The sequence below is a fragment of the Psychroflexus aurantiacus genome, from assembly GCF_010820555.1.
Classification (GTDB): Bacteria; Bacteroidota; Bacteroidia; order Flavobacteriales; family Flavobacteriaceae; genus Psychroflexus; species Psychroflexus aurantiacus.
In genome coordinates, this window is record NZ_JAAIKD010000002.1 from 258,515 (window position 1) to 281,591 (window position 23,077).

Annotated in this window: 23 protein-coding genes; 11 read left to right on the forward strand and 12 right to left on the reverse strand. The window is 41.1% G+C overall.

The genetic code is table 11. From position 1 onward, the window contains the following. Position 1: 1 nt before the first annotated feature. Genes G3567_RS03895 through G3567_RS03915 form a run of 5 tightly spaced genes read left to right on the forward strand, consistent with a single transcriptional unit; the run spans position 2 to position 5,077 of the window. Complete coding sequence (locus G3567_RS03895) at positions 2-910, forward strand: ribonuclease Z (protein WP_164004305.1); 909 nt, start codon at positions 2-4, stop codon at positions 908-910. 57 nt (positions 911-967) lie between these two features. Continuing rightward, positions 968-1,612 (forward strand): pyridoxamine 5'-phosphate oxidase, encoded by a 645-nt coding sequence (pdxH, locus tag G3567_RS03900; protein WP_164004016.1) that lies wholly within the window; start codon positions 968-970, stop codon positions 1,610-1,612. A gap of 1 nt (position 1,613) precedes the next feature. Beyond that, complete coding sequence (locus tag G3567_RS03905) at positions 1,614-2,099, forward strand: SixA phosphatase family protein (protein ID WP_164004017.1); 486 nt, start codon at positions 1,614-1,616, stop codon at positions 2,097-2,099. Further along, on the forward strand, positions 2,099-4,168 hold the full coding sequence (ppk1, locus tag G3567_RS03910; protein WP_164004018.1) for a polyphosphate kinase 1: 2,070 nt from the start codon (positions 2,099-2,101) through the stop codon (positions 4,166-4,168). The genes G3567_RS03905 and ppk1 overlap by 1 nt, the downstream gene beginning before the upstream one ends. Positions 4,169-4,174: 6 nt before the next feature. Next, entirely contained in the window at positions 4,175-5,077 is a 903-nt protein-coding gene (locus G3567_RS03915) for a Ppx/GppA phosphatase family protein (RefSeq protein WP_164004019.1), read from the forward strand. A gap of 21 nt (positions 5,078-5,098) precedes the next feature. Here the strand turns inward: G3567_RS03915 and G3567_RS03920 are convergent, their stop codons facing one another. The 3 genes from G3567_RS03920 to G3567_RS03930 are packed head-to-tail and all read right to left on the reverse strand — an operon-like array spanning position 5,099 to position 7,312. Continuing rightward, positions 5,099-5,611, reverse strand: a complete 513-nt coding sequence (locus tag G3567_RS03920; RefSeq protein WP_164004020.1) for a DUF4136 domain-containing protein — start codon at positions 5,609-5,611, stop codon at positions 5,099-5,101. 53 nt (positions 5,612-5,664) lie between these two features. Continuing rightward, positions 5,665-6,144: a 5-(carboxyamino)imidazole ribonucleotide mutase gene (gene purE / locus G3567_RS03925; RefSeq protein WP_164004021.1), complete on the reverse strand. Its 480-nt coding sequence runs from the start codon at positions 6,142-6,144 to the stop codon at positions 5,665-5,667. Between the two features lie 4 nt (positions 6,145-6,148). Further along, positions 6,149-7,312: a 5-(carboxyamino)imidazole ribonucleotide synthase gene (locus G3567_RS03930; RefSeq protein ID WP_164004022.1), complete on the reverse strand. Its 1,164-nt coding sequence runs from the start codon at positions 7,310-7,312 to the stop codon at positions 6,149-6,151. Between the two features lie 117 nt (positions 7,313-7,429). Between G3567_RS03930 and G3567_RS03935 the strand changes: the two genes are divergently transcribed. Then, the gene (locus G3567_RS03935) at positions 7,430-8,578 is read left to right on the forward strand and encodes a sensor histidine kinase (protein WP_164004023.1); all 1,149 of its coding nucleotides are present in this window, start codon (positions 7,430-7,432) and stop codon (positions 8,576-8,578) included. Here the strand turns inward: G3567_RS03935 and obgE are convergent. The 4 genes from obgE to G3567_RS03955 form a co-directional block, all read right to left on the reverse strand. Continuing rightward, entirely contained in the window at positions 8,575-9,591 is a 1,017-nt protein-coding gene (gene obgE, locus G3567_RS03940; RefSeq protein WP_164004024.1) for a GTPase ObgE, read from the reverse strand. The two genes, G3567_RS03935 and obgE, sit on opposite strands and share 4 nt — an antisense overlap. 24 nt (positions 9,592-9,615) lie before the next feature. Next, on the reverse strand, positions 9,616-10,188 hold the full coding sequence (locus tag G3567_RS03945; RefSeq protein WP_164004025.1) for an adenylate kinase: 573 nt from the start codon (positions 10,186-10,188) through the stop codon (positions 9,616-9,618). Further along, positions 10,181-10,720, reverse strand: coding sequence for a hypoxanthine phosphoribosyltransferase (hpt, locus tag G3567_RS03950; protein WP_164004026.1), 540 nt, complete (start codon positions 10,718-10,720; stop codon positions 10,181-10,183). The genes G3567_RS03945 and hpt overlap by 8 nt, the downstream gene beginning before the upstream one ends. A 132-nt stretch (positions 10,721-10,852) precedes the next feature. After that, positions 10,853-12,259 carry a trypsin-like peptidase domain-containing protein gene (locus G3567_RS03955; RefSeq protein WP_164004027.1) on the reverse strand — a complete coding sequence of 469 codons (1,407 nt, stop codon included), beginning with the start codon at positions 12,257-12,259 and terminating at the stop codon, positions 10,853-10,855. Between the two features lie 123 nt (positions 12,260-12,382). Between G3567_RS03955 and dapF the strand changes: the two genes are divergently transcribed. From dapF to mltG, 3 genes are read left to right on the forward strand one after another with little or no spacing between them, the layout of a single operon-like run. Continuing rightward, the gene (dapF, locus tag G3567_RS03960; RefSeq protein ID WP_164004028.1) at positions 12,383-13,168 is read left to right on the forward strand and encodes a diaminopimelate epimerase; all 786 of its coding nucleotides are present in this window, start codon (positions 12,383-12,385) and stop codon (positions 13,166-13,168) included. After that, on the forward strand, positions 13,161-13,688 hold the full coding sequence (locus tag G3567_RS03965; protein WP_164004306.1) for a GNAT family N-acetyltransferase: 528 nt from the start codon (positions 13,161-13,163) through the stop codon (positions 13,686-13,688). Before dapF ends, G3567_RS03965 begins: the two co-directional genes overlap by 8 nt. Further along, on the forward strand, positions 13,678-14,721 hold the full coding sequence (gene mltG, locus G3567_RS03970; protein WP_164004029.1) for an endolytic transglycosylase MltG: 1,044 nt from the start codon (positions 13,678-13,680) through the stop codon (positions 14,719-14,721). Before G3567_RS03965 ends, mltG begins: the two co-directional genes overlap by 11 nt. A 79-nt stretch (positions 14,722-14,800) precedes the next feature. Here mltG and G3567_RS03975 read toward each other — a convergent pair whose 3' ends face one another. Next, the gene (locus tag G3567_RS03975; RefSeq protein WP_164004030.1) at positions 14,801-16,432 is read right to left on the reverse strand and encodes an ABC-F family ATP-binding cassette domain-containing protein; all 1,632 of its coding nucleotides are present in this window, start codon (positions 16,430-16,432) and stop codon (positions 14,801-14,803) included. Between the two features lie 134 nt (positions 16,433-16,566). On the opposite strand from G3567_RS03975, the gene G3567_RS03980 reads away from it, so the two are divergent. Further along, positions 16,567-17,973, forward strand: a complete 1,407-nt coding sequence (locus G3567_RS03980; RefSeq protein WP_164004031.1) for a hypothetical protein — start codon at positions 16,567-16,569, stop codon at positions 17,971-17,973. A gap of 126 nt (positions 17,974-18,099) precedes the next feature. Then, positions 18,100-19,896: a translational GTPase TypA gene (gene typA, locus G3567_RS03985; protein WP_164004032.1), complete on the forward strand. Its 1,797-nt coding sequence runs from the start codon at positions 18,100-18,102 to the stop codon at positions 19,894-19,896. Positions 19,897-19,959: 63 nt separating this feature from the next. Here the strand turns inward: typA and G3567_RS03990 are convergent, their stop codons facing one another. The 4 genes from G3567_RS03990 to G3567_RS04005 all read right to left on the reverse strand — a co-directional run bounded on the left by G3567_RS03990 (position 19,960) and on the right by G3567_RS04005 (position 22,976). Then, positions 19,960-20,466 carry an NADPH-dependent FMN reductase gene (locus G3567_RS03990; protein WP_164004033.1) on the reverse strand — a complete coding sequence of 169 codons (507 nt, stop codon included), beginning with the start codon at positions 20,464-20,466 and terminating at the stop codon, positions 19,960-19,962. 42 nt (positions 20,467-20,508) lie between these two features. Further along, positions 20,509-21,258: a LytR/AlgR family response regulator transcription factor gene (locus G3567_RS03995; protein ID WP_164004034.1), complete on the reverse strand. Its 750-nt coding sequence runs from the start codon at positions 21,256-21,258 to the stop codon at positions 20,509-20,511. Further along, entirely contained in the window at positions 21,255-22,292 is a 1,038-nt protein-coding gene (locus G3567_RS04000) for a sensor histidine kinase (RefSeq protein ID WP_164004035.1), read from the reverse strand. The genes G3567_RS03995 and G3567_RS04000 overlap by 4 nt, the downstream gene beginning before the upstream one ends. A 189-nt stretch (positions 22,293-22,481) precedes the next feature. After that, positions 22,482-22,976 (reverse strand): hypothetical protein, encoded by a 495-nt coding sequence (locus G3567_RS04005; RefSeq protein WP_164004036.1) that lies wholly within the window; start codon positions 22,974-22,976, stop codon positions 22,482-22,484. Between the last annotated feature and the right edge of the window lie 101 nt (positions 22,977-23,077).

Below are 23,077 nucleotides of genomic sequence, written 5' to 3' on the forward strand. Positions count from 1 at the left end.
GATGCAGCTTACCATTTTAGGTTGTCACTCAGCAACACCCAGAGCAAACGCCCATCCAACCTCTCAGGTTTTGGATATGAACGGCGAGTTGATGCTCATAGACTGCGGGGAAGGCACCCAGGTTCGTTTGAGACGGGAAAAAATCAAGTTTTCTCGCATACGCCATATTTTTATTTCACATCTGCATGGGGATCATTATTATGGACTTATAGGCCTGTTGTCCACCTTTAGTCTGCTTAACAGAACCGCAGAATTGCATATCCATGCCCCGCAGGGCCTTGAAGAAATCATCAAGCTGCAACTCAGGGTCAGTCATGCCTATACTTCCTATCCGCTCATTTTTCATCAGTTGGATTCCAGGAAAGCAGAACTCATTTTGGATAATGACAAGTTGAGCGTCGAGACGATTCCTTTATCCCACAGGGTATATACCAACGGATTTTTATTTAAAGCCAAGCCTGGCGATCGAAAGTTGCTGATTGACAAAGTCCAGAATTTAGATATAGATAAAGCCTATTACAAAAGCATTGTCAAGGGTAAGGATGTGGAAACCAGAGACGGGCGACTTGTCAGGAATGAGGACTTAACAGCAGATCCCAGGCCTGAACCGAGTTATGCCTTCTGCAGCGATACGGTCTTTAAACCCGATATCGTACCGCAGATTACTGGAACGACACTGCTTTATCATGAGTCAACATTTCTTGAAGAACAGGAACATCTGTGTGAAAAAACCAAGCATTCTACCGCTAAGCAGGCAGGAATCATCGCTCAGAAAGCAGGGGTTCAAAAATTGATCCTGGGTCATTTTTCGGCGCGTTATAAAAATTTATCCCTGTTTGAAAAAGAAGCGCAGGTTGTTTTTGATAATGTGGAAAATGCAGAAAGCGGTAAAATCTTCAGGTTCGAATAGTCTCAATCTTTTCTGAATTACATTGCTTCTCAACCTATAATTTTCTAATTTGCTACCATGGAAGATAAATTACATGACTACAGAAAATCCTACGAAAAAGCCAGCCTGATTCGGGAAAATTTAGATGAAAACCCGATTCAGCAATTCAGAACCTGGTTTTATGATGTTGAAAGATTTGGAGGCGTAGATGAAGCGAATGCCATGACAATTTCAACTATAGGGGAAGATGGCTTTCCGAAAAGCAGAATTGTTCTTTTGAAATCTTATGATGAAAATGGCTTTGTGTTTTACACGAATTATGAAAGTGAAAAAGGCCAGGCTTTGCAGAACCAACCTCAAACCTGTTTGTCGTTCTTTTGGCCAAATACCGAACGGCAGGTCATTATAAAGGGGCTTGCAGAAAAAGTTCCCGAAAATGTCTCAGATCAGTATTTCGCATCGAGACCCAAAGGAAGTCAGCTTGGTGCTTTGGTGTCCAATCAAAGCAGTGTCATAAAAAACCGACAGGTTTTGGAAGACGAACTGAAAGCCTTGGAAAAGAAATATGCCGATAAGGAGGTTCCACGTCCTGAAAACTGGGGAGGATTTTTGGTGAGACCAGAATCTATCGAGTTTTGGCAGGGCCGTCCCAACCGACTTCATGATCGATTTTTATACACAAAATCAGAATACGATTGGAACATTGATCGTTTAGCGCCTTGATATGAAACGATTAGTTTTTGTAAGACACGGTAAGTCTTCCTGGGATTCTCCGGTTGCAGATAAATTAAGGCCTTTGAAAGAGCGGGCCTATACAGATGCAGAGCATGTGATTTCAGCGTTCCAGGCCCATTTGGATTATTCTGTTGAGGTGTTTTCAAGTCCTGCCCTGCGTGCAAAAACCACGGCTGAATTGTTTAAAGATAAACTCGGTATCGACGCGCAGCATTTTCATATCCGTCCTGAATTGTACACCTTTGATGCTGACGAAGTGCTTAAATTTATTAAGAACATCGCTGACGAATTCGATCATGTGATGCTGTTTGGTCACAATCCAGCTTATACGGAACTTGTGAACAGGCTCGGGAGTTTGGCCATTGATAATTTGCCTACCACGGGCTTAGTCAGTATTGTTTTTGAAATTGATTCCTGGAAGCACATTCGGACAGGAAACACACACTTATATTTATTCCCAAAACATTTACGCTAATGCGCAACAATAAATACGATAATAGAGAATTGAGCTGGTTGAAATTCAATCAACGGGTATTACAGGAAGCTGCAGACCCCAGCGTTCCCTTGATTGAGCGGCTGAGGTTTTTGGGTATATTCTCCAATAACCTGGATGAGTTTTTCAAAGTGCGCTATGCTACTGTAAAACGAATAGATCTTGCCGGTAAAGCCGGGAAGAAGGTGCTTGGCGGTTTTAATGCCAGTCGTCTGCTTAAAGAGATCACTCAAATTGTTATCAAAAAACAAGCGGAAAGTTTAGATATTTTGGCTTCCATTCAGGATCAGCTTAAAGAGCATGACATTTACGTCATCGACGAAAACCAGGTGACTTCAGAACAGGCTATATTTTTGAAAGAATTTTTTCTTCAAAAGGTAAGTCCGGCTCTGGTCACTATCATGTTAAACGAGATCGATAAAGTTCCAAACCTGAAGGACTCCAAGGCTTATCTGGCCGTGAAGATGGTTCAGCTTGAAAAGGACAGACTGCAAAATCAGTATATTTTGATAGAGATCCCTTCAAGTGTAGAGCGATTTGTAGAGATTCCTTCTTCAGATGGGAAAAAGTATATCATCTTGCTGGATGATCTGATTCGCTATAATCTCAATGTTATTTTCAACATTTTCGATTATGACAGTATATCGGCTCACATGGTCAAAATCACCAGAGATGCCCAGCTTGATCTGGAAGGAGACCTGAGCAAAAGTTATATAGAAAAACTGATGGATAGCGTGAAGGATAGAATAGAAGGAGATCCCGTTCGTTTTGTCTACGACAAGGAAATTGAACAGGACACGCTTGATTTTCTGCTGAAAAAGATGGAAATCGATACCACAGACAGTTTAATTCCCGGTGGCAAGTACCATAACCGGCGGGATTATATGAATTTTCCCGACCTCGGCGCCAAGCATCTGGTGTACGATAAAATTGAACCTTTGCCCATACCGGGACTTGAAATACAGGGAAGTCTACTGGAAAAAATAGCCAAAAAGGATTTTCTTCAGCATGTCCCTTACCAAACCTTCTCTTACACGGTTAAATTTTTGCGGGAGGCCGCTTTAGATCCTAAAGTCAAATCCATCAAAATCACCATTTACAGGTTAGCCACAGTTTCACATATTGCCAGTTCACTTATCAATGCTGCAAAAAACGGTAAGCGTGTCACCGTATCCATAGAGCTTCAAGCCCGTTTTGATGAAGCCAATAACATCAAGTATGCAGAAAAAATGGAGCGTGAAGGCGTCAAGCTTATTTTTGGGGTAACAGGGCTGAAAGTGCATTGCAAAACCTGCATCATCGAGCGTTTGGAAAATAACAAAATCAAGTATTACGGGTTTATCAGCACTGGAAATTTTAATGAAAATACAGCTAAGATTTATACAGATTACACCCTGTTTACCGCACATCAGGGCATTTTAAAAGATATCGATAAAGTTTTCGACTTCTTTGAAGTGAATTATAAGATTAAAAGATATAAGCACCTCATTGTTTCGCCGCATTACTCACGTTCAAAATTTTCAGACCTGATCGATCAGGAAATTGAAAATCATGAAGCCGGTAAGAAATCAGGAATCTCCATCAAAATGAACAGTTTGTCGGATTATGGTTTGATTGATAAGCTTTATGAAGCGAGTCGGGTCGGGGTGAAAGTCAAACTGATCATCAGGGGTATAAACTGCCTGATACCTCAGGTAAAGGGAATGAGCGAAAACATAGAAGCCATTAGTATTGTAGATAAATTTCTTGAACATCCCAGGCTATATATCTTCCAGAATGACGACCACCCTAAAGTTTTCATATCTTCTGCAGACTGGATGACCAGAAATATAGACCATCGGGTGGAGGTTACCTGTCCTATTTACGACGATGACATCAAACATGAATTGATCGAAACCTTTGGTATTTGCTGGAAGGACAATATAAAAGCCAGAGATTTCTCTTCAAAGGAAGACAATGCGTATAGAGAAAAGCTCGGCCCGGATTTCAGAAGTCAGTTCGAGACCTACACGTATTATCAGGAAAAACTCAAGAAATCAGTAAATAAATAATCGATTATGCTTTCTATCAAAAAATTTGCTGCTATAGATATAGGCTCCAATGCCGTGCGTCTTCTTATTTCTACCATAACTGAACCCGATAATAAGCCTGTGACCTTTAAGAAAACGTCTCTGGTGAGAGTTCCTATCAGACTTGGGCAGGACGTGTTTACAAAATCCTATATTTCCGATGAAAGCACAGAGCGTATAGTAGATACCATGAAAGCCTTCAGTTTACTCATGAAATCTCATAAAATTGAAGCTTACCGGGCCTGCGCTACCTCGGCGATGAGAGATGCTGAAAACGGGCAGGCTGTGGCTGAGAAAATAGCTGTAGAGTCTAAAATCGATATTGATATCATAGACGGGAGCGATGAAGCAGCTATCATCGCCGCAACAGATTTGCATAGCCTGGTCGATAACAACAAAACCTATCTCTACGTGGATGTGGGAGGGGGAAGTACGGAGTTCACCTTGTTTTCCAATGGTCAGACGGTAGCATCCAAATCCTTTAAACTGGGTACGGTTAGAATTTTAAACAACACTATTTCTGAAAGTTTATGGATAGAGGTAGAACATTGGATAAAATCCATAACCAAACCTTATTCCAGAATTGAAATGGTAGGTTCCGGAGGAAACATCAACAATATTTTCAAATCGAGTAATAAAAAAACAGGGAGGCCCTTGTCTTTTTTTTACCTGAGCTCCTATTACCAGTTATTGAATTCGCTCACCTATGAAGAGCGTATCTCCGAACTTAGCCTGAATGAAGACAGAGCCGATGTGATTATCCCGGCGACCAAGATTTATTTATCGGCTATGAAATGGAGCAGGTCCAAGTCCATACATGTGCCCAAAATAGGCCTGGTAGATGGCATTATTAAATCCCTGTATCAAAATTACAAGTCTGAAAACCTGTAATAGAAAAGGATAGCTTTCGCATTATTTTTCCGGCGGATATTTTTCCAGTACTTTTCCAACAAGCCTATTGAAAAAGGCTTCGCGTTCTTTTCCCTTTAAATTTTCTTTAAAACTTGCTTCCACAACCCCTTGCCAAAAAAGATCATTGGTGAGGCCATCAGCAAATTCGATGGTTATGGCAATTGTGCGTTTTGGAACTTGAGGGGAAATCATTCCGCCTACACTTCCTGCATAACCACCAAAACCTATCCCAAAGTTGTTATTCGAGACCTTGTCGAAAACATCGGCGTAAAAATTGACTTTAAAATCCGGTATTAATTTTTTTTCAAAGCCCTTGGCTATCAGGGTATCTTTTATAGCCAGGTAAACACGATCTTCATCCAGTTCCGCCAAACCGGAGTTTTCTATCGCATAAAAGGCGAAGCCTTTATAGCTGTCGAAATCTACATCGGGAGCATAATCTGTAAGTACTCTGGGAGAAGTACAGGAAAAAAGAATAAGAGAAACAAGAAGTAAGCTAAAACGGGCTTTCATTTTTAATTAAAATTAGGAATTAGATTCTAATACCAAACCTTTTTTGCTAAACATTATAAATCTTCTCTCATTTTCTGGACCTTTTCCTTAAGCTGTTCCATATAAACAAGAAGTTGTTTTTGGACTTCAGGATCTTTTACCCCTATGATTTGTGCGGCTAGAATCCCTGCATTTTTTGCACCATTCAGCGCTACTGTAGCTACGGGAACCCCGCCGGGCATTTGAAGAATGGAAAGGATAGAATCCCATCCGTCTATCGAATTGCTGGATTTTACAGGCACTCCTATAACAGGCAGCGGAGTGATGGAGGCTACCATGCCCGGCAGATGGGCAGCACCTCCGGCGCCGGCAATGATGACGTCAATTCCTCGGGTGTGGGCCGCTTTTCCAAAATCCATCATGTATTCCGGTGTCCGGTGTGCAGACACGATATCTACTTCGGTTTCGATGTCAAATTCTTTCAAAATATCAATAGCGTCCTGCATGACCGGGAGGTCGCTTTTACTTCCCATGATGATAGCAACTTTACTCATAAGCTTAAGATGTTTTGGATATGACTTTGATTTTCGATTTGACGACTTCTGCAATGGCCCTGGCTTCACTCAGGTCAGCATGAATAATATTCACGTGTCCCATTTTTCTGAAGGGACGTGTTTCTCGTTTTCCATAAATATGCGGGGTTACACCAGGCATCGCCATGATATCTTCGATACCCTCATAGACCACCTCTCCGGTATGTTTTTCATCACCAACCAAATTGACCATCACCGAATGGCTTTTGCTTTCGGTACTGCCCAATGGTAAATCGAGAATCGCTCTTAAGTGCTGCTCGAACTGATTGGTAAAACTCCCTTCAATACTAAAGTGGCCGCTGTTGTGTGGTCTTGGAGCAACTTCGTTGACCAATACGTCATCAGACTGAGTCACAAACATTTCAATAGCCAGCAGTCCTACATGCTCAAACTTACTCGAAACCAGCTGTGCCAGTTCTCTGGCCTTTTTGGCCAGGGTTTCGTCTATTCTGGCAGGACATAAGACGTATTCAACCTGATTGGCTTCGGGATGAAATTCCATTTCGACCACGGGGTAGGTTTTGATTTCTCCGGAAACACTTCTGGAAACGATGACGGCAATTTCAGTTTTGAAATCGACAAGCGCTTCAGCAATGCATTCTACGTCGGGAAGCTGGCTGAGCTGTTCGCGGGATTTAATCACACTTACTCCTTTGCCATCATAACCGCCGATACTGCTTTTCCATACAAAGGGAAGCTTGATGTTTCCTTCTGAAACGGCTTCTTTCAAACGTTTTAAGTCGGAAAAGAGGTCAAAGTCTGCTGTTGGGATATGACTGGACTCGTAAAATTTTTTCTGAACCGCTTTATTCTGAATTTTTTGTAAGGTAGCAGCTGATGGATATACCTTTTTGCCTAAGGCTTCAAGATCTTCTAAAGCCTTTACATTGACGGATTCAATTTCAAAGGTAAGCACGTCCACTTTTTTTCCAAAAGCCATAACCGCATCATAGTCCATAAGGCTCCCCACTTCAAAATGATTGCAGGCCAGTCGGGAAGGAGCTTCAGGATTGGCATCCATCACGTAGGTTTGAATATCAAATTTGCGGGTGTCATACAGCAACATTTTACCCAATTGCCCTCCGCCTAAAATGCCGAGCTTAAAATCCGAAGAAAAATAATGTGTCATGCCACAAAAATAATAGATTTACATGCTGTTCCGGTGATTTTCTAAAATAATTTCGATTTTAAAAGGTTTATAGTAAACCAGTTTCATTTTCAGTATTATTGTTTAAATATTTCATGCATGACATTTTTTGAAAATACAGTGAAAGTTAGACTTTTTATTCTTTTCACCTCTGTGGTGGTGATTGGAATTGTAGTCTGGAATATCTCCGTGTTTTATGAAGGTGTGAAAGAAGAAGAGCGGGAAAAGATGAGAATCTGGTCTTCGGCTCAGGCTTCGGTAAACCGAGCAGGGGTTGAGCAGGACCTCAGCCTGGAACTGGAGATTTTAAACACGATAAACGATATTCCTATGTTTATTGTCAATGAATCTGATGACTTTCAGGAAACCAATAATATTTCCGATCCGATAGCGACCGATTCACTTAGACTGAGGCAGTTTTTTGAGTCCATCAAGGCTCAGAATCAGCCCATCGTCATCGACCTGGGCGCATCCGGTAAGCAGTATTTATATTACGGAGACTCTTCCATACTTACGAAAATAAAATACTATCCATTCATCTTATTGCTTATCATTTTTCTGTTGATAGGGCTTATTTATCTGTATTATATAACTGCCAAGAACAGCGAAAAAAATAAACTCTGGGCCGGGATGGCCAAAGAAACAGCGCATCAAATAGGCACCCCGCTGTCCTCCCTGGTAGGCTGGATGGAAATTTTAAGATCTGAAGCGGTCAATCCGGAGTACATATTAGAAATAGAAAAAGACATCGATCGGCTCAAAACGATCACCGAACGCTTTTCCAAGGTGGGTTCCAAACTCACTTTAGAGGTATCCAGCCTCAGGGCTGCAGTGGAGCAGTCTTACAACTATCTCAGGGACAGAAGTTCCAAGCTGATTCAGTTTTCCATTGAACTGCCAGCGGATGAATTTCACTGTAAATTGAACCCAACCCTGCTGAGCTGGACCATAGAGAACCTGACCAAAAATGCCATCGATGCGATGAAAGGTCGGGGAAGCTTAAATATTCGTCTTTTCGCCGATAAGCATTTTTATAAAATACACATCTCGGATACGGGCAAGGGGATACCAGGCTCAAAGTTTAAAACCATCTTCCAGCCTGGTTATTCGACAAAAAAACGAGGCTGGGGCCTAGGGCTTTCACTGTCCAAACGCATTATCGAAGATTACCATTCCGGAAAGATACGTGTCCTCTCCAGTTCTGCAGAAGCCGGAACTATTTTTGAAATCAAACTGCCTAAAACTTAATCGGCAGCTTTGTCTTCGTTCAGGGTTTTCCAGAGTAGGTCTTTCAGTTCCATCAAGCCTTGTTGCGCTATCGAAGAGATAAACACATGGGGAATATTCCCAAAGGCATCTTCCAGTTCCTGAGCCAGTTCAGCTTTAAGCTCCTCATCGAGCAAATCTCCCTTTGAAATGGCAATAACTCTGGATTTATCCAGAAGCTCTGGATTATAACGCCGCAGTTCATCCAGCAGGATTTCATACTGCTCCTTTACGCTTGGCGCATCGGCAGGAATAAGAAATAAGAGGGTAGAATTTCTTTCAATATGTCTTAAAAAACGGTAACCCAGTCCTTTTCCTTCTGCTGCGCCTTCAATGATTCCGGGAATGTCGGCAACCACAAAGGTTTTATAATTTCGATACTCCACAATCCCCAGATTGGGTTTTAGGGTGGTGAACTCGTAGTTGGCAATTTTAGGTTTAGCGGCTGTAATCACCGATAGTAAAGTAGATTTACCGGCATTAGGAAATCCAACGAGACCTACATCGGCAAGGAGTTTTAACTCCAGCGTGATGTCTTTTTCTTCTCCGGGAATCCCGGGCTGGGCAAAACGCGGCGTCTGGTTGGTTGAGCTCTTAAAGTGTGCATTTCCTTTTCCACCCATACCGCCTTCTACAGCAATATATTCCTCTTCATGCTCGGTCATTTCTTTGATGACTTCGTTGGTATTGGTGTCTCTTATAACCGTTCCCAGTGGCACCTCCACATACTGATCTTCGCCATCTGCTCCCGTACTGGTTTGCTTACTTCCGTGCTCACCATGCGTAGCTTTCAGGTGTCTTTTGAACTTGAGGTGAAAAAGCGTCCAGAGGTCCTTATTAGCTTTAAAAATAACATGACCGCCACGACCACCATCACCGCCATCAGGTCCGCCCTTGGGAATGTATTTTTCCCTTCTCAGGTGCGCGGAGCCTTTCCCTCCGTTTCCAGATTTTAAATGGAGTTTTATGTAATCTACGAAATTTCCTTCTGTCATAGTCTTAAGCTAAATGCTCTGTTTTTATAAAGAATCAATCACTTTGCTTATGCGGTCTGTAATTTCCGAAATGGAGCCTACGCCGTCTACACCGTAATATTTATCTTCTTTTTTATAAAATTCTTTGAGGACTTCAGTTTCCTTATAATATACTTTTATTCTGTTTCGAATGACCTCTTCGTTGGAATCGTCTTTTCTTCCCGAAGTCTTTCCGCGCTCTAAAAGGCGTTCTACCAGGACTTCATCCGGCACTTCCAAAGCGATCATGGCATCGATTTGCGTCCCTTTAGACTGCATTAATTCGCTTAAGGATTCTGCCTGAGCTTTGGTTCTCGGAAACCCGTCGAAGATAAATCCCTTGCTGTCGAGGTGTTCCTCGACTTTCGCCTTCAGCATTTTGATGGTGACTTCATCGGGAACCAGCTCTCCTTTATCCATATAGGATTTGGCTAGTTTGCCTAGTTCCGTTTCGTTTTGGATGTGGTGTCTGAACATATCTCCTGTGGAGATATGTTTGAGATCGTATTTGTCTTTCAGGTTTTCTGCCTGCGTTCCCTTTCCGGCTCCTGGAGGGCCAAATAGTACGATGTTAATCATTTGGATCTGATTTTAGTTGATATATTTTGGATATATTTCTTCCTAAGCCGTTGTAATCTAAACCGTAGCCGACTATAAATTTATTAGGTATTTCTATGCCTACGTAATCTACGGGAAGTGTCTTTTTATAAGCTTCCGGTTTTAAGAATAAGCTTGCAATCCTGTAGGAAGCAACCCCTTCGTTTTTTAAAACCTCAACAATATGTTCCAGCGTGCTTCCCGTATCGACAATGTCTTCCACCACAATCACATCCTTGCCTTTTAAATTTCCAGCTCCCAGGAGGGTAGAAACTTCTCCCGTGGAGGATATGCCTTCATAGGAAGCCAGTTTAGTAAAACTTATCTCACAGTCTCCTTCATAATACTTCATCAAATCGGATAAAAACATAAAAGCGCCATTGAGTATTCCGAGGAAAACCGGTGTTTTATTAGCATAGTCAGCAGCAATGCGTTCAGCGAGTTCTTTCACCGATTTTTGTAATGTCTTTTGATCGAGATAGGGTTCAAATTCCAAATCGTGAAGTTTAACCATGCCATAATTTTAATGAAGTGCAAATATAAGAATTCAAAACCTATTAAGGGGAGTCCGGAAACCTAAATAAAAAACTCCCGGCTTCAGTGATGAAAACGGGAGTTTTGCGGGTTTTAAAACAGGATTCAGAGGTTATCTGAAAACATAGGTTTTCTCTTGTCCGCCTGGGCTTAAAAAGGTAATGAGCATAGGCTCATCCGGATTTTTAGCGCTGAGAATGGACCTGACGTCTTCGATAGAATCCACCTCTTTTTCGTTGATTTTAGTAATGACTAAACCGCTGATGTCTGTTTTGGTAAAGCTATTTGGCAGCATCTTATTGATTTTTACTCCAGATACCTTGCCGTATTTTTCCAAATCTGCTTCAGAAAGTTCAGTGACTTCCACACCTATGTCTTTTATTTGAAACACTTTTAAAATATCCAGAATGACATCGGTTTGGCGCTCATTCCCATTTCTGAGATAGGTGATGCTAACCCTTTCGCCTGGGTTTTTGGAATTCAGATACCCGGTCATATCCGCAAATTTTCTGATTTTGATATCATCTATAGAGGTGATGATGTCCCCTTTCTGAAGTCCGGCCTCGGAGGCTCCGCTTCCGGTTTCAACACTACTGATGTAAAATCCCTGAGAGCTGTCTACTTCCAGTTCTTTGGCGATCATACTATTCAGGTCGCTTCCTGTGACCCCTAAAATGGCTTTTCTTACATTTCCAAATTCAAGTAAGTCTTCAACGATTTTCTTGGCATTGTTACTTGGGATGGCAAAAGAGTAACCCACGAAAGAACCGGTTTGAGAGGTGATAGCGGTGTTTATTCCGATCAGTTCGCCACGCGTATTGACCAGGGCTCCACCACTGTTACCCGGGTTTACAGCCGCATCGGTTTGTAAGAAGGACTGAAACTGATTGTCCAAACTTCCCAGGTCTCTGGCTTTGGCACTTACAATACCTGCTGTCACCGTGGAGGTCAGGTTAAAGGGATTTCCTACCGCTAACACCCATTCACCAATTTCAACCTCATTAGAATCTCCAAAAGGCAAATAGTCTAGGTCCGTTGCATCAATTTTAAGCAAAGCGATATCATTATCTGCTGATGTGCCTAAAATTTCGGCCATGTAGGTTTCGTTATTGTTCAGGGTCACCTGAACTTCTGAAGCCCCTTGGATCACGTGATTATTGGTGACGATAAGTCCGTCGGGACTAAGGATTACTCCGGATCCCGCGCCTCTAATGGCTTTCCGAACCTCTCCGCTCCCGTAGTAATATTCAAAAGCGCTTCTGGCCTGTCGTGTGGTGGTTATGTTTTTGACGTGAACCACTGCATTCACTGTTTTTTTGGCAGCTTCAGTAAAATTTAGTTCTGAATTTTCTCCCGTATACGAAGCGAGCTGGCTAGAAGCCTCATAACCTTCTTTTTGCCACGGAATCTCGTAGTCCTGGGTTATGGACTGAGATTCTTCCAGGAAGAATTTATAACCTCCTATACTTAAGACACTTGCGAATAATGCAATTGATAATAATTGAACACTTTTCTTCATGATATACTAGTATTTTAAATTAAAATTACTTTCTGTTTTCTATTTAAAACTGGATTTAACCGATTTTTAACCCCTAAACTTCGTTTTATATTTCGCTATATTTGCAAGTTCTAAATCCAAGTGATGGAGTTACATTTCTATAAATACCAAGGTACTGGAAACGATTTTGTCTTAATAGATAACAGAAACTCCAGTTTCAAAAACGATACCAAATTCATTAAAGAGGTTTGTGACAGGCGTTTTGGAGTAGGAGCCGACGGTTTTATTCTTCTGGAGAATTCTTCCATGGACTTATGCGATTTCAAAATGGTATACTTCAATGCCGATGGCAATGAGAGTACCATGTGTGGAAACGGGGGGAGATGTATAGTCGCTTTTGCAAAGCATTTGGGAGTCATTACCTCTGAAACCACATTTGAAGCTGTAGATGGATTGCACTCCGCCATCATCAAAGAAGACTCGGTCAACCTGAAAATGGTTGATGTCCCGATGGTGAATTTAAGCAAAGACGCTTCCTTTTTGGATACAGGTTCGCCACATCACGTCGCCTTTGTGGATGATGTTTACGATTTCGATGTGTTTACCCAGGGAAGGCGAATCAGAAATTTACCCAACTACAAGGCTATAAAAGGGACCAATGTCAATTTTATACAGGTCATCGATGAGGCGTTGCATGTCAGAACTTACGAAAGGGGTGTAGAGGACGAAACCTTTTCCTGTGGAACCGGGGTAACTGCTGCTGCAATTACTGCCAAAATGTCCAGTAAACTGGATAAGCTTCCTATAAAAGTGGTGACCAAAGGAGGAAGTCTGGAAGTCGATTTTGAAGTAGAGGGCCCTAATGCCGTTAAAAATATATGGCTGAAAGGACCCGCAAAACTTGTTTTTGAAGGCGATTATCATGGTTAAACTTAAAAGCAAACATATCTTATTAAGGGCGCTTACCCCCGACGATTTAGATTTCCTGGATCTTGTCGAGAACGATGAGCACCTTTGGTACCTCAGCGATACCTTACAACCCTTTTCAAGATCGGTGCTTAAAGAGTACCTCGACAACTCCCACAAAGATATTTATGAGGCCAAACAAATGCGGCTTGTTGTGGCTTTACACAACAAACAGCCGATCGGCTTTATAGACCTTTACGATTTTGACCCTAAAAATAAGAGGGCCGGTTTAGGGATTCTTATTTTAGAAAATTACCAGTCCAAAGGCTATGGAACCGAGGCCCTGGAACTCATGCTGGATTACGCCTTTGATGTCCTGGATTTACACCAGTTATCCGCATCCATCATCGAGGAAAACACGAGGAGCCTTAAGCTTTTTAAAAGCTTCGGCTTTGAAGTCATCGGACTTAAAAAGGACTGGCGCTACAATTCCGGTCATTTTCAAAGTGAATATGTATTGCAAAAAATTAAAGATGTACATTAAAAAAATACTGATAGCCGCGTCTATTGTTGGATTGGTTGTGCTTGGCGGGATAAGCGTTTATATCTATAACATTATCTTTTCGCCTAATACAGCATTTGCTTCAGAGACACACTCGGTTTACATTTCTACCGGGAGTTCTCTGCAGGAAGTTGTAAATGAATTGCATCCTTTGCTGAAAAAAACCGATGACTTTATCACGGTGGCCAAGAAAAAAGGATATGCCAGCAATCTAAAAGCCGGGCATTTCGTGTTGAAAAAAGACATGAATAACAACGAAATTATAAATACACTCCGATCCAGAAATATTCCCATTCAGGTCAGTTTCAATAATCAACACCGACTGGAAAACCTGGCCGGAAGAGTCGCTGAGCAAATTGAAGCGGATAGCCTGGAGGTGTTGACCGCCATGATTTCAGGACCCTTTCTGGATTCTCTTCAGGTCACGCCTTTACAATCGATGAAGTATTATATTCCCAACACCTATGAATTTTACTGGAACACGTCAGGTGAAGCGTTTCGGGATCGAATGGTGAATTATTACCATGAATTTTGGAATGAAAACAGACGGGAAAAAGCCAAGCAAATCGATTTGTCTCCTCAGGAGGTTATGTCTCTGGCGGCGATCGTTCAAAAGGAAACCGCCAAGGTGGAAGAACGACCAAGAGTTGCCGGCGTTTATCTGAACAGACTGCAGCGCGGTATAAAACTGCAGGCCGATCCCACCGTGATTTTCGCTATCCAAACTAAAAATCAGGATTTCGAAACCCCCATCAAACGCGTACTGTACAAAGACCTGGAACTGGATTCACCTTACAATACCTATAAGTATAAAGGCGTACCTCCGGGGCTTATTGCGATGCCGGACATTTCATCTATTGAAGCGGTGCTCAATGCCGAGTCTCACGACTATTTTTATTTTGCCGCGGATCCCGAAAATCCAGGCTATCATAAATTCGCAAAAACCTTAGCCCAGCATAATCGCAATGCCCGAGTTTACCAAAACTGGGTCAACAAACAAAACATATACAGATAAACGACCAGGCTGTTTTACACAATAAAAAATCCCTCAGGCGTTAAACCTGAGAGATTTTTTTTAAGCAATGCCGTGGGCTCTATACGCCTACGCTGTACATTTTTTCTCGCTGTTCCTTAATTTTAGGATCGGACATATACTCATCGAAGGTTGAGAACTTGTCTATCACTCCATTAGGAGTTAATTCGATGACGCGGTTACCTACAGTCTGGGCAAACTGGTGATCATGCGTTGTTAGCAAGATATTTCCCTTAAAGTTGTTCAAGGAATTGTTGAAAGCGGTGATAGTCTCCAGGTCCAGGTGATTGGTAGGCTCATCCAGGATAAGCACATTGGCTCTGGTCATCATCATTCTGCTCACCATACATCTTACTTTTTCACCACCGGAAAGAACATCGCAGGTTTTTAAAGCCTCATCTCCACTGAAAAGCATTTTACCCAAAAATCCGCGGATATGAACTTCTTCGCGTTCTTCTTCGGTTTTGGCCCATTGTCTGAGCCAGTCCACAAGGGAAAGTTTACTTTCAAAATAGGCGCTGTTGTCGTTTGGTAAATAGGACTGATTGGTGGTTACACCCCATTTGTAAGAACCTGTATCGGGTTCGGCATTACCGTTTATGATTTCATAAAACGCCGTTGTGGCCCGGGAATCCTTTGAGTAAATGACGACTTTATCTCCTTTGTTCAAATTGATATGCACATTGGTGAAAATCTTCTCCCCGTCGATGCTTGCCGATAAGTTTTCAGCCTGAAGAATCTGATCTCCGGCTTCTCTTTCTTTTTCGAAAATGATGGCAGGATACCTTCTGTTGGAAGGCTTAATGTTTTGAAAATCCAGTTTATCAAGCATTTTCTTTCTGGAAGTGGCTTGTTTGGATTTGGCCACGTTGGCACTGAAACGTTCAATAAACTGCTGCAGTTCCTTTTTCTTTTCTTCCGCTTTTTTGTTCTGCTGTGCTCTTTGCTTGGCCGCTAATTGCGAAGATTCGTACCAGAAGGTATAATTACCGCTATAATGCGTGATTTTACCAAAATCAATATCAGAAATGTGGGTACATACGGCATCCAGGAAATGACGGTCGTGAGAGACCACGATAACGGTATTGTCAAAATTGGCTAAAAAGTTTTCCAGCCAGGTGATGGTTTCATAATCCAGATCGTTGGTAGGCTCATCCATGATGAGTACATCCGGATTTCCAAAAATCGCTTTGGCCAGAAGCACCCGCACTTTTTGTTGTCCGTCGAGGTCTTTTACCAGGGTGTAATGAAGGTCTGAGCCTATGCCCAGATTGGAGAGCAGGGCAGCAGCGTTACTTTCTGCATTCCAGCCATCCATTTCTTCAAACTCCACCTGCAGCACACCAACGCGTTCACCATCGGCATCGTTAAAATCGGGTTTGGCATAAATGTCATCCATCTCTTTTTTAATCTTAAAAAGAGGCTCGTTACCCATGATCACGGTTTCCAGGACATTGTAGTCATCGTACAGGGAATGATCCTGTTCTAAAACAGACATGCGTTTACCGGGCTCCAGGTGAACGTGACCAGAGGTAGGATCCATTTTTCCGGAAATGATATTCAAAAACGTTGACTTACCGGCGCCGTTTGCGCCAATAATGCCATAACAATTGCCGGAAGTGAAACCCGTATTGACTTCGTCAAACAGGATGCGTTTACCAAATTGAACCGAAAGATTTGAAACTGAAAGCATAATAAAACTAAATTTTTTGCAAAAGTACTCATTTTATTACAAGGCGTGAAAAAATTATTACGCTGCTTTTTTTAACGGTGACTTAACATGAGGACTAAGTCCGTAAAACTAGATTTGTAACGATTATGAGATTTATGAGGTATCTTTTTCTTGGAGTTCTAATATTATGTTTCGGCTGTTCTAAAGAACAGGACAGAGATCTTACCTTTATCGGAGGTCGAATCGTTAACCCCACGTCCAGTTATGTTACTTTAGAGCATAATGAGAAGCTCATCGACACCATTCCTTTGGACAGAAATAATAATTTTGGGTATGAGTTTTCTCAGGATCAAGAGTCGGTTTATAGTTTTAAGCATTACCCCGAGAGTCAAACTATTTACTTAAAACCAGGCGATAGTGCTGTCCTGAGGGTAAATACGATGGAATTTGACGAATCCCTGAGTTATGGAGGGAGCTCTTCCATTGAAAATAATTTCCTGATCAATATGTTTCTTTTGAATGAAAAGGATAACGATTTGATTTTATCCTACTACAAAATATCTCCACAGAATTTTATCGATAAAACGGATTCTATCATGAGACTTCGTTTAAACAATTTAGAAAAATTAAAGCTGGAATCTGAGTTTACCCCTTATTTTGAAAACATTGCGAAAAGCACGATTGAGTATGAACATTTCGACATGAGAGAACGCTATGCTTTCCTGATGAAGAAATATGTTCCAAATACATTTGACGAATTTCCTGAGGATTACTTCGATTACAGGAAGCAGGCTGATTTCAATCATCCAGACTTAGTCTCGAATTTTAGTTATATGCGATTTCTGGACAACTATCTGCGAAATAAATCCATCGAGATCTGCGACCAGGAAAACAGAGATTGTTTCGATTTGAACGATCATCAAAATTTGAAACGCCGACTGAATCTGGTTCATGACTTATTTGATAATGACTACTTGAGACTTAATTTCTTTAATCGGTTTATCAGAAGAGAAATCGTGTTTTCACAAACTGAAGAACAGTTGAAGGAGACCCTGGCGATTATCAAAAAATTTGATCTTCCGTCTTTAGATGAAGAAGAATTACATCAACTCACCAATATTCAAAGCAAATATTTGGTAGGTAAAAACTTAAAACACCTGAAGTTAAGAACTCCGGGCATGGATACGGTTCTGCTGCATCAAATTTCATACGCAAAGCCAACGGTGCTCTACACCTGGTCTGCCCAGTCCTCTAAAGGTAAACGCAACCATATCACAAGCATTGAAAGCCTAAGGGCGAAATATCCTCAAATCAATTTTCTAAGCATCAACCTGGATTTTCAAAACCCGGGTCTCTGGAGAAATGCGCTTAAGCGTATACAATCTCCGGCCCAAACGGAATATCAGATCATTTCTGACGTCCCTAAGAACACCTACGGATTCTATAAAAATTACCTCAATCGGATTTACATTATCGATAAGAATTACACGCTAATCAACAATTCAACGAGTTTATTTGACCCCAAACTCGAAAGCCACTTCTTAACTCTGCTTAACCCCTAAGACTGTTCAAATAGTTGGTTTTAAAGGATTTATTATAAATAAAGCCCTTAAAATTATCATTTTGCCAAAGCTGTTTTTTATACATAAAATAAACCTACCTTTGCAGACTTAAAATTACGCCTTTTTATGAATATCAAGAATATTGCGATTATCGCTCACGTTGACCACGGTAAGACAACTTTGGTTGACAAAATCATGCACTACTGTAAATTGTTTCGTGACAACGAATCCACAGGAGAGCTTATTTTAGACAATAACGATCTCGAACGCGAGAGAGGGATTACAATTGTCTCCAAAAACGTTTCTGTAGTTTACAAAGAAACAAAAATCAATATCATCGATACCCCTGGTCACGCCGATTTTGGTGGAGAGGTCGAGAGAGTCCTGAACATGGCCGACGGTGTTTTACTGTTAGTTGATGCTTTTGAAGGCCCTATGCCACAGACTCGTTTTGTGCTGCAAAAAGCTTTGGATCTTGGTCTTAAGCCATGTGTGGTGATCAATAAAGTTGACAAGCCAAACTGTACTCCAGACGAAGTTCACGAGAAAGTCTTCGACCTGATGTATGAGCTTGGTGCCGAAGAGTGGCAGTTGGATTTTCCAGCGGTCTACGGTTCTGCATTAAACAACTGGATGAGTGATAGCCCAGACGAAAAAACAGATAATATCGAGCCTTTGCTCGATATGGTTATAGAACATATTGAGTCACCTGAAATAAAAGAAGGAAATACCCAAATGTTGATTACGTCCTTAGACTTCTCTTCTTACACCGGCAGAATTGCTATCGGTCGTTTGCACAGAGGAATCTTAAAAGAAAATATGCCGGTTTCATTGGTGAAACGCGATGGCTCCATTACCAAAACCCGTATTAAAGAGCTTCACACCTTTGAGGGTGTTGGAAGACGCAGGGTAGAGGAGATCCAGGCCGGAGACATTTGTGCCATTGTTGGTCTTGAAGGTTTCGAAATTGGAGATACGGTAGCCGATATCGAAAATCCTGAAGGTCTGAAATCTATTGCGATTGACGAACCTACCATGAGTATGCTGTTTACGATTAATGATTCTCCTTTCTTCGGAAAAGATGGAAAATTCGTGACTTCCAGACACATCAAGGATCGTTTGACCAAAGAACTGGAAAAGAACTTAGCCTTAAGAGTAGAAGAAACAAATTCCGCAGATAAATTCAACGTTTTCGGACGAGGCGTTATGCACTTGTCTGTGTTGATTGAAACCATGCGTAGAGAAGGTTACGAACTTCAGATTGGGCAGCCACAGGTTATCATCAAAGAAATTGATGGCGTGAAGTGTGAGCCGGTTGAAGAACTGACTATCGACTTACCTGAACATATTTCCGGTAAATCCGTAGAGATGGTGACTTTGCGTAAAGGGGAAATGCTGAGCATGGAAGGTAAAGGGGATCGTATGACGATTCAGTTTTTAATTCCTTCTCGTGGAATCATTGGTTTAAGAAACCAGTTGATGACCGCTACCGCCGGTGAAGCGATTATGGCTCACCGTTTTAAAGAATTTCAGCCGCTTAAAGGCGATATTCCACAGCGTCAGAATGGATCTCTAGTGTCTATGGAAAAAGGAAAAGCAATTCCTTATTCTATCGATAAACTTCAGGACAGAGGTAAGTTTTTTGTAGACCCGGGTGAAGAGATTTACGAAGGTCAGGTGATTGGTGAGAACTCCAGGTCTGATGATATGACTGTGAATATCACAAAAACTAAAAAACTATCTAACGTCAGATCTTCTGGTGCAGATGATAAAGCTAAAATTGTTCCCGCGAAGAAATTCTCACTGGAAGAAGCTTTGGAATACATCCAGAAAGATGAATACGTGGAAGTGACCCCACATTTTTTAAGAATACGTAAAATCTATTTGACCGAAACCGATCGTAAGCGTTTCAAAATCATCTAGTAGAGTTATATTTTTATAAATTAAAAAGCCTGTTCAAATCTTTGAACAGGCTTTTTTTATGGTTTAACTTTCAATGCTGTCGCTAAACATGCGCTTGATATCCTCCGTTAAAACGATGAGGTCATCTACAAACTCCACATCTGTTTTATAAAAATTGGCTTCAGAAATGATGGAGGCCTGTTGAGCCTTAAGGCTCATTTGCAGGGATATTAAGGCGTGTTCACCTCGCGGTGCTTTGGGTGTAAAGGTGATGGGCAAAACCCTTTTTCCAAAAAACTCACCGGAATCGGTAAGCCATTCCAGCATGTTTTTGAGGACTGCCGGGATGTTGTGATTGTACTCCGGAGTGGAAATGAGGACCAGGTCTGCCTGAGTGATGCGCTCTCGCAGTAAATTGATGAGTTCAGGCATTCCGGCATTAAGCCGTTCCGGCGTAAATAAGGGGAAATGATAAAGCCCTTCGTAAACTTCAGCCGTATGTTTATCGGAAAGATGTTCAGCGATAGCCTTGAGGAATTTGACATTGCTGCTTTCCCTGGAAGCGGAACCGGAAATACATAGAATCTTCATTTTTTAGGTTGAATATAAGCAATTTCAAAGGCTTTAAGACATTTATCCAATCCAGGTTTTAAACTCTTTTACACGTTCACGGCTTACAATAACGGGTTGGTCCACTCCTTTTAAGCTGATTTTAATTCTACTTGAGGAATAACTCAGCATATCTTGTATGGATCGATAGTGAATAATATGGCTTCTGTTTATTCTGAAAAAATCGGTGGGTGACAATTTAGGCTCAAGCTGGTTGAGCGAGTCGTCGATGACATAATGCTTTCCTTCATAAGTCACCAGAGAAGTCGCCTTATCAGAACTTTCAAAACAGGCAATCTCATCGGCTGAATAGGTTTTAAGCTTTTCTCCCACTTTCACAGAAAAGCGCGTTTTATAGGTTTCATCGGTTTGGGATTTCAGCAAAAGACTTTTCAGCAATTTGGCATCGATGGTTTCTGAGGATTTTCTTTTTTCAAATTTCTTAAGCGCTGATTTGAGTTCCTCCTTATCAATTGGTTTGAGGAGGTAGTCAATGCTATTGAGTTTAAAGGCTTTCAGGGCATATTCATCGTAAGCCGTCGTGAAAATTAAATCGGATTCGATATGCACCTGTTCAAAAATTTCAAAAGACAAGCCATCACTCAGTTGAATATCCAGGAATATTAAATCTACCTGAGGGTTTTTCTGAAACCAGTCTACAGCTTCTTCCACCGAATGTAATTTTTGAAATACAGGGTAATTCATTTCAGTAAGAAGCCGCTCGAGTCTTCTTGCGGCCGGTTTTTCGTCTTCTACTATGAGGATTTTAATCATGAGTTTTGAGTTTGAATGAGAGGGAGTTTTACTCTAAAGCTGTCAGAATCTTTTTCAACTTTGACAGGGGTTTCTGTGTACACTTCAAATCGCTTCCTGATGTTCATCAAACCTATTCCGTTTCTTTTAGAGTCATTAGCCTTTGGATTCACATTGTTTTGAATAATCAAATGCTCATCAGTTTGATAGATCTTGATGACTAAGGGAGACTTTTCTGTCACTTTGTTGTGTTTTACGGCATTTTCAATTAAAAGCTGAAGTGAAAGCGGAACGGTATACCAGGATTCGTCTGCGACTTCAATACTGTATTCTAAACTGTCTTCAAATCGGGTAGAAAGCAAATTCAAATAGACTTTGGCAAAATCCAATTCAGAAGAAATACTTACCAGATCTTCCTGTCGCTGATCTAAAACGTAGCGATACACTTTAGACAGGCTGGTGGTGAACGCAGCAGCCCGTTCAGGGTCTTCTTCAATTAAGGAGGCTAAGACACTCAGGCTGTTGAACAAAAAGTGCGGATCGAGCTGATCCTGAAGCGCTTTATGCTTGGCTTTGGTATGTTCAACGATCTCTTTCTGAGCTCTCAGTTCTGCTTCAGTTCCATATTTATAGAAATAATAGGCATGAAAGGCTAAACTCACAATGATGGCGATAAGAACTGCAAAGACATAATTATTCAGACTCTCATTACTCAAAAAAGAGTCAAAAGAATTGCCGTATATCCAAACACTATGAACGAACCTAGCTAAGAAAAAACCTAAAACTGATAAGATGACTGAACCAGGAATTCCAAGAATGATTAGAGTTTTGGGCTCTTTTCTCCAGGAATATTTTTTTTGGATGAGTGTAAAAAACACAATGTTGAAGATGCCTATAATAAAGGCATAAGCAAAATGGCCGAGTACATATTTATAATTCGTAATATACTCCATAGACCAACCACTTCCAATAAAGTTGATAAGGTGAATAAATACAGCAACTGCTGCTGATATCCAAATGAATCTGATAATTTGTTTAACAAGTGAGGTTTTCATGATTTTTATTTTGATTCAAATCTAACCTGAAATGGAAATTTCAAAATCATCTTTTCGATGAATCGACCAATTTGAAAGATGAACTGAATATAAAGCATAAATTTTAAATGTTTCACATAAAAAAGCCTCGAAATGGATTCGAGGCTTTATACAAAGTTTTGCTTTGTGATAATTATGTAGTTAGCAGTTTTAGAACTGGTAACGCAGCGCTAAAGCTATGTCAAGATCCAAATCGCTGTAGTAATCTCCAGAACCGATTTCAGGTCTAAAGTCTAAGGCGATAAGCAGAGGAAAGTCGAAATTATATTCGATACCAATGTTTCCGGCACCAAAAACAAAAACTTCATTATCATCATAAGGATTTCCATTACCGTCAACATAGTCATTACTTACACTTCCTAAACCTGCACCAAAGCCGGCAAACCAATTGAATCCTCCTTCTATATTCCAAACCCAGTGGTACAAACCAGTCAGTTTAAAAGCGTCGAAGTTATCACCATTTCTCCAGCCTAAATCGAGTTCAAGTCGGTTGTTATCTCCCAATGCGTTCTGGTAAGAAATTTCTGCACCGTACCCGTTATTTCCGCCAAATCTTAATCCGAGAGCATGTTCAGACATAGATTGCGCCTGAGATTGGAATCCGAAGGCTAGCATAAAACACGCTGCAATAAGTAACTTTTTCATAAATCAATATTTTATTATTTATTAGTAAATTTAAGCAAAAAAGACAATCTTGAGACAAGTGTTAAGCCAATGTTAAGCCAATCTTTTTCTGTTGCTTTTCC

Coding starts and splice junctions, on each gene's coding strand:
- G3567_RS03895 (WP_164004305.1), top strand. CDS start 2: ATGCAGCTTACCATTTTAGGTTGTCACTCAGCAACACCCAGAGCAAAC.
- pdxH (WP_164004016.1), top strand. CDS start 968: ATGGAAGATAAATTACATGACTACAGAAAATCCTACGAAAAAGCCAGC.
- G3567_RS03905 (WP_164004017.1), top strand. CDS start 1,614: ATGAAACGATTAGTTTTTGTAAGACACGGTAAGTCTTCCTGGGATTCT.
- ppk1 (WP_164004018.1), top strand. CDS start 2,099: ATGCGCAACAATAAATACGATAATAGAGAATTGAGCTGGTTGAAATTC.
- G3567_RS03915 (WP_164004019.1), top strand. CDS start 4,175: ATGCTTTCTATCAAAAAATTTGCTGCTATAGATATAGGCTCCAATGCC.
- G3567_RS03920 (WP_164004020.1), bottom strand. CDS start 5,611: ATGAAAGCCCGTTTTAGCTTACTTCTTGTTTCTCTTATTCTTTTTTCC.
- purE (WP_164004021.1), bottom strand. CDS start 6,144: ATGAGTAAAGTTGCTATCATCATGGGAAGTAAAAGCGACCTCCCGGTC.
- G3567_RS03930 (WP_164004022.1), bottom strand. CDS start 7,312: ATGACACATTATTTTTCTTCGGATTTTAAGCTCGGCATTTTAGGCGGA.
- G3567_RS03935 (WP_164004023.1), top strand. CDS start 7,430: ATGACATTTTTTGAAAATACAGTGAAAGTTAGACTTTTTATTCTTTTC.
- obgE (WP_164004024.1), bottom strand. CDS start 9,591: ATGACAGAAGGAAATTTCGTAGATTACATAAAACTCCATTTAAAATCT.
- G3567_RS03945 (WP_164004025.1), bottom strand. CDS start 10,188: ATGATTAACATCGTACTATTTGGCCCTCCAGGAGCCGGAAAGGGAACG.
- hpt (WP_164004026.1), bottom strand. CDS start 10,720: ATGGTTAAACTTCACGATTTGGAATTTGAACCCTATCTCGATCAAAAG.
- G3567_RS03955 (WP_164004027.1), bottom strand. CDS start 12,259: ATGAAGAAAAGTGTTCAATTATTATCAATTGCATTATTCGCAAGTGTC.
- dapF (WP_164004028.1), top strand. CDS start 12,383: ATGGAGTTACATTTCTATAAATACCAAGGTACTGGAAACGATTTTGTC.
- G3567_RS03965 (WP_164004306.1), top strand. CDS start 13,161: ATGGTTAAACTTAAAAGCAAACATATCTTATTAAGGGCGCTTACCCCC.
- mltG (WP_164004029.1), top strand. CDS start 13,678: ATGTACATTAAAAAAATACTGATAGCCGCGTCTATTGTTGGATTGGTT.
- G3567_RS03975 (WP_164004030.1), bottom strand. CDS start 16,432: ATGCTTTCAGTTTCAAATCTTTCGGTTCAATTTGGTAAACGCATCCTG.
- G3567_RS03980 (WP_164004031.1), top strand. CDS start 16,567: ATGAGGTATCTTTTTCTTGGAGTTCTAATATTATGTTTCGGCTGTTCT.
- typA (WP_164004032.1), top strand. CDS start 18,100: ATGAATATCAAGAATATTGCGATTATCGCTCACGTTGACCACGGTAAG.
- G3567_RS03990 (WP_164004033.1), bottom strand. CDS start 20,466: ATGAAGATTCTATGTATTTCCGGTTCCGCTTCCAGGGAAAGCAGCAAT.
- G3567_RS03995 (WP_164004034.1), bottom strand. CDS start 21,258: ATGATTAAAATCCTCATAGTAGAAGACGAAAAACCGGCCGCAAGAAGA.
- G3567_RS04000 (WP_164004035.1), bottom strand. CDS start 22,292: ATGAAAACCTCACTTGTTAAACAAATTATCAGATTCATTTGGATATCA.
- G3567_RS04005 (WP_164004036.1), bottom strand. CDS start 22,976: ATGAAAAAGTTACTTATTGCAGCGTGTTTTATGCTAGCCTTCGGATTC.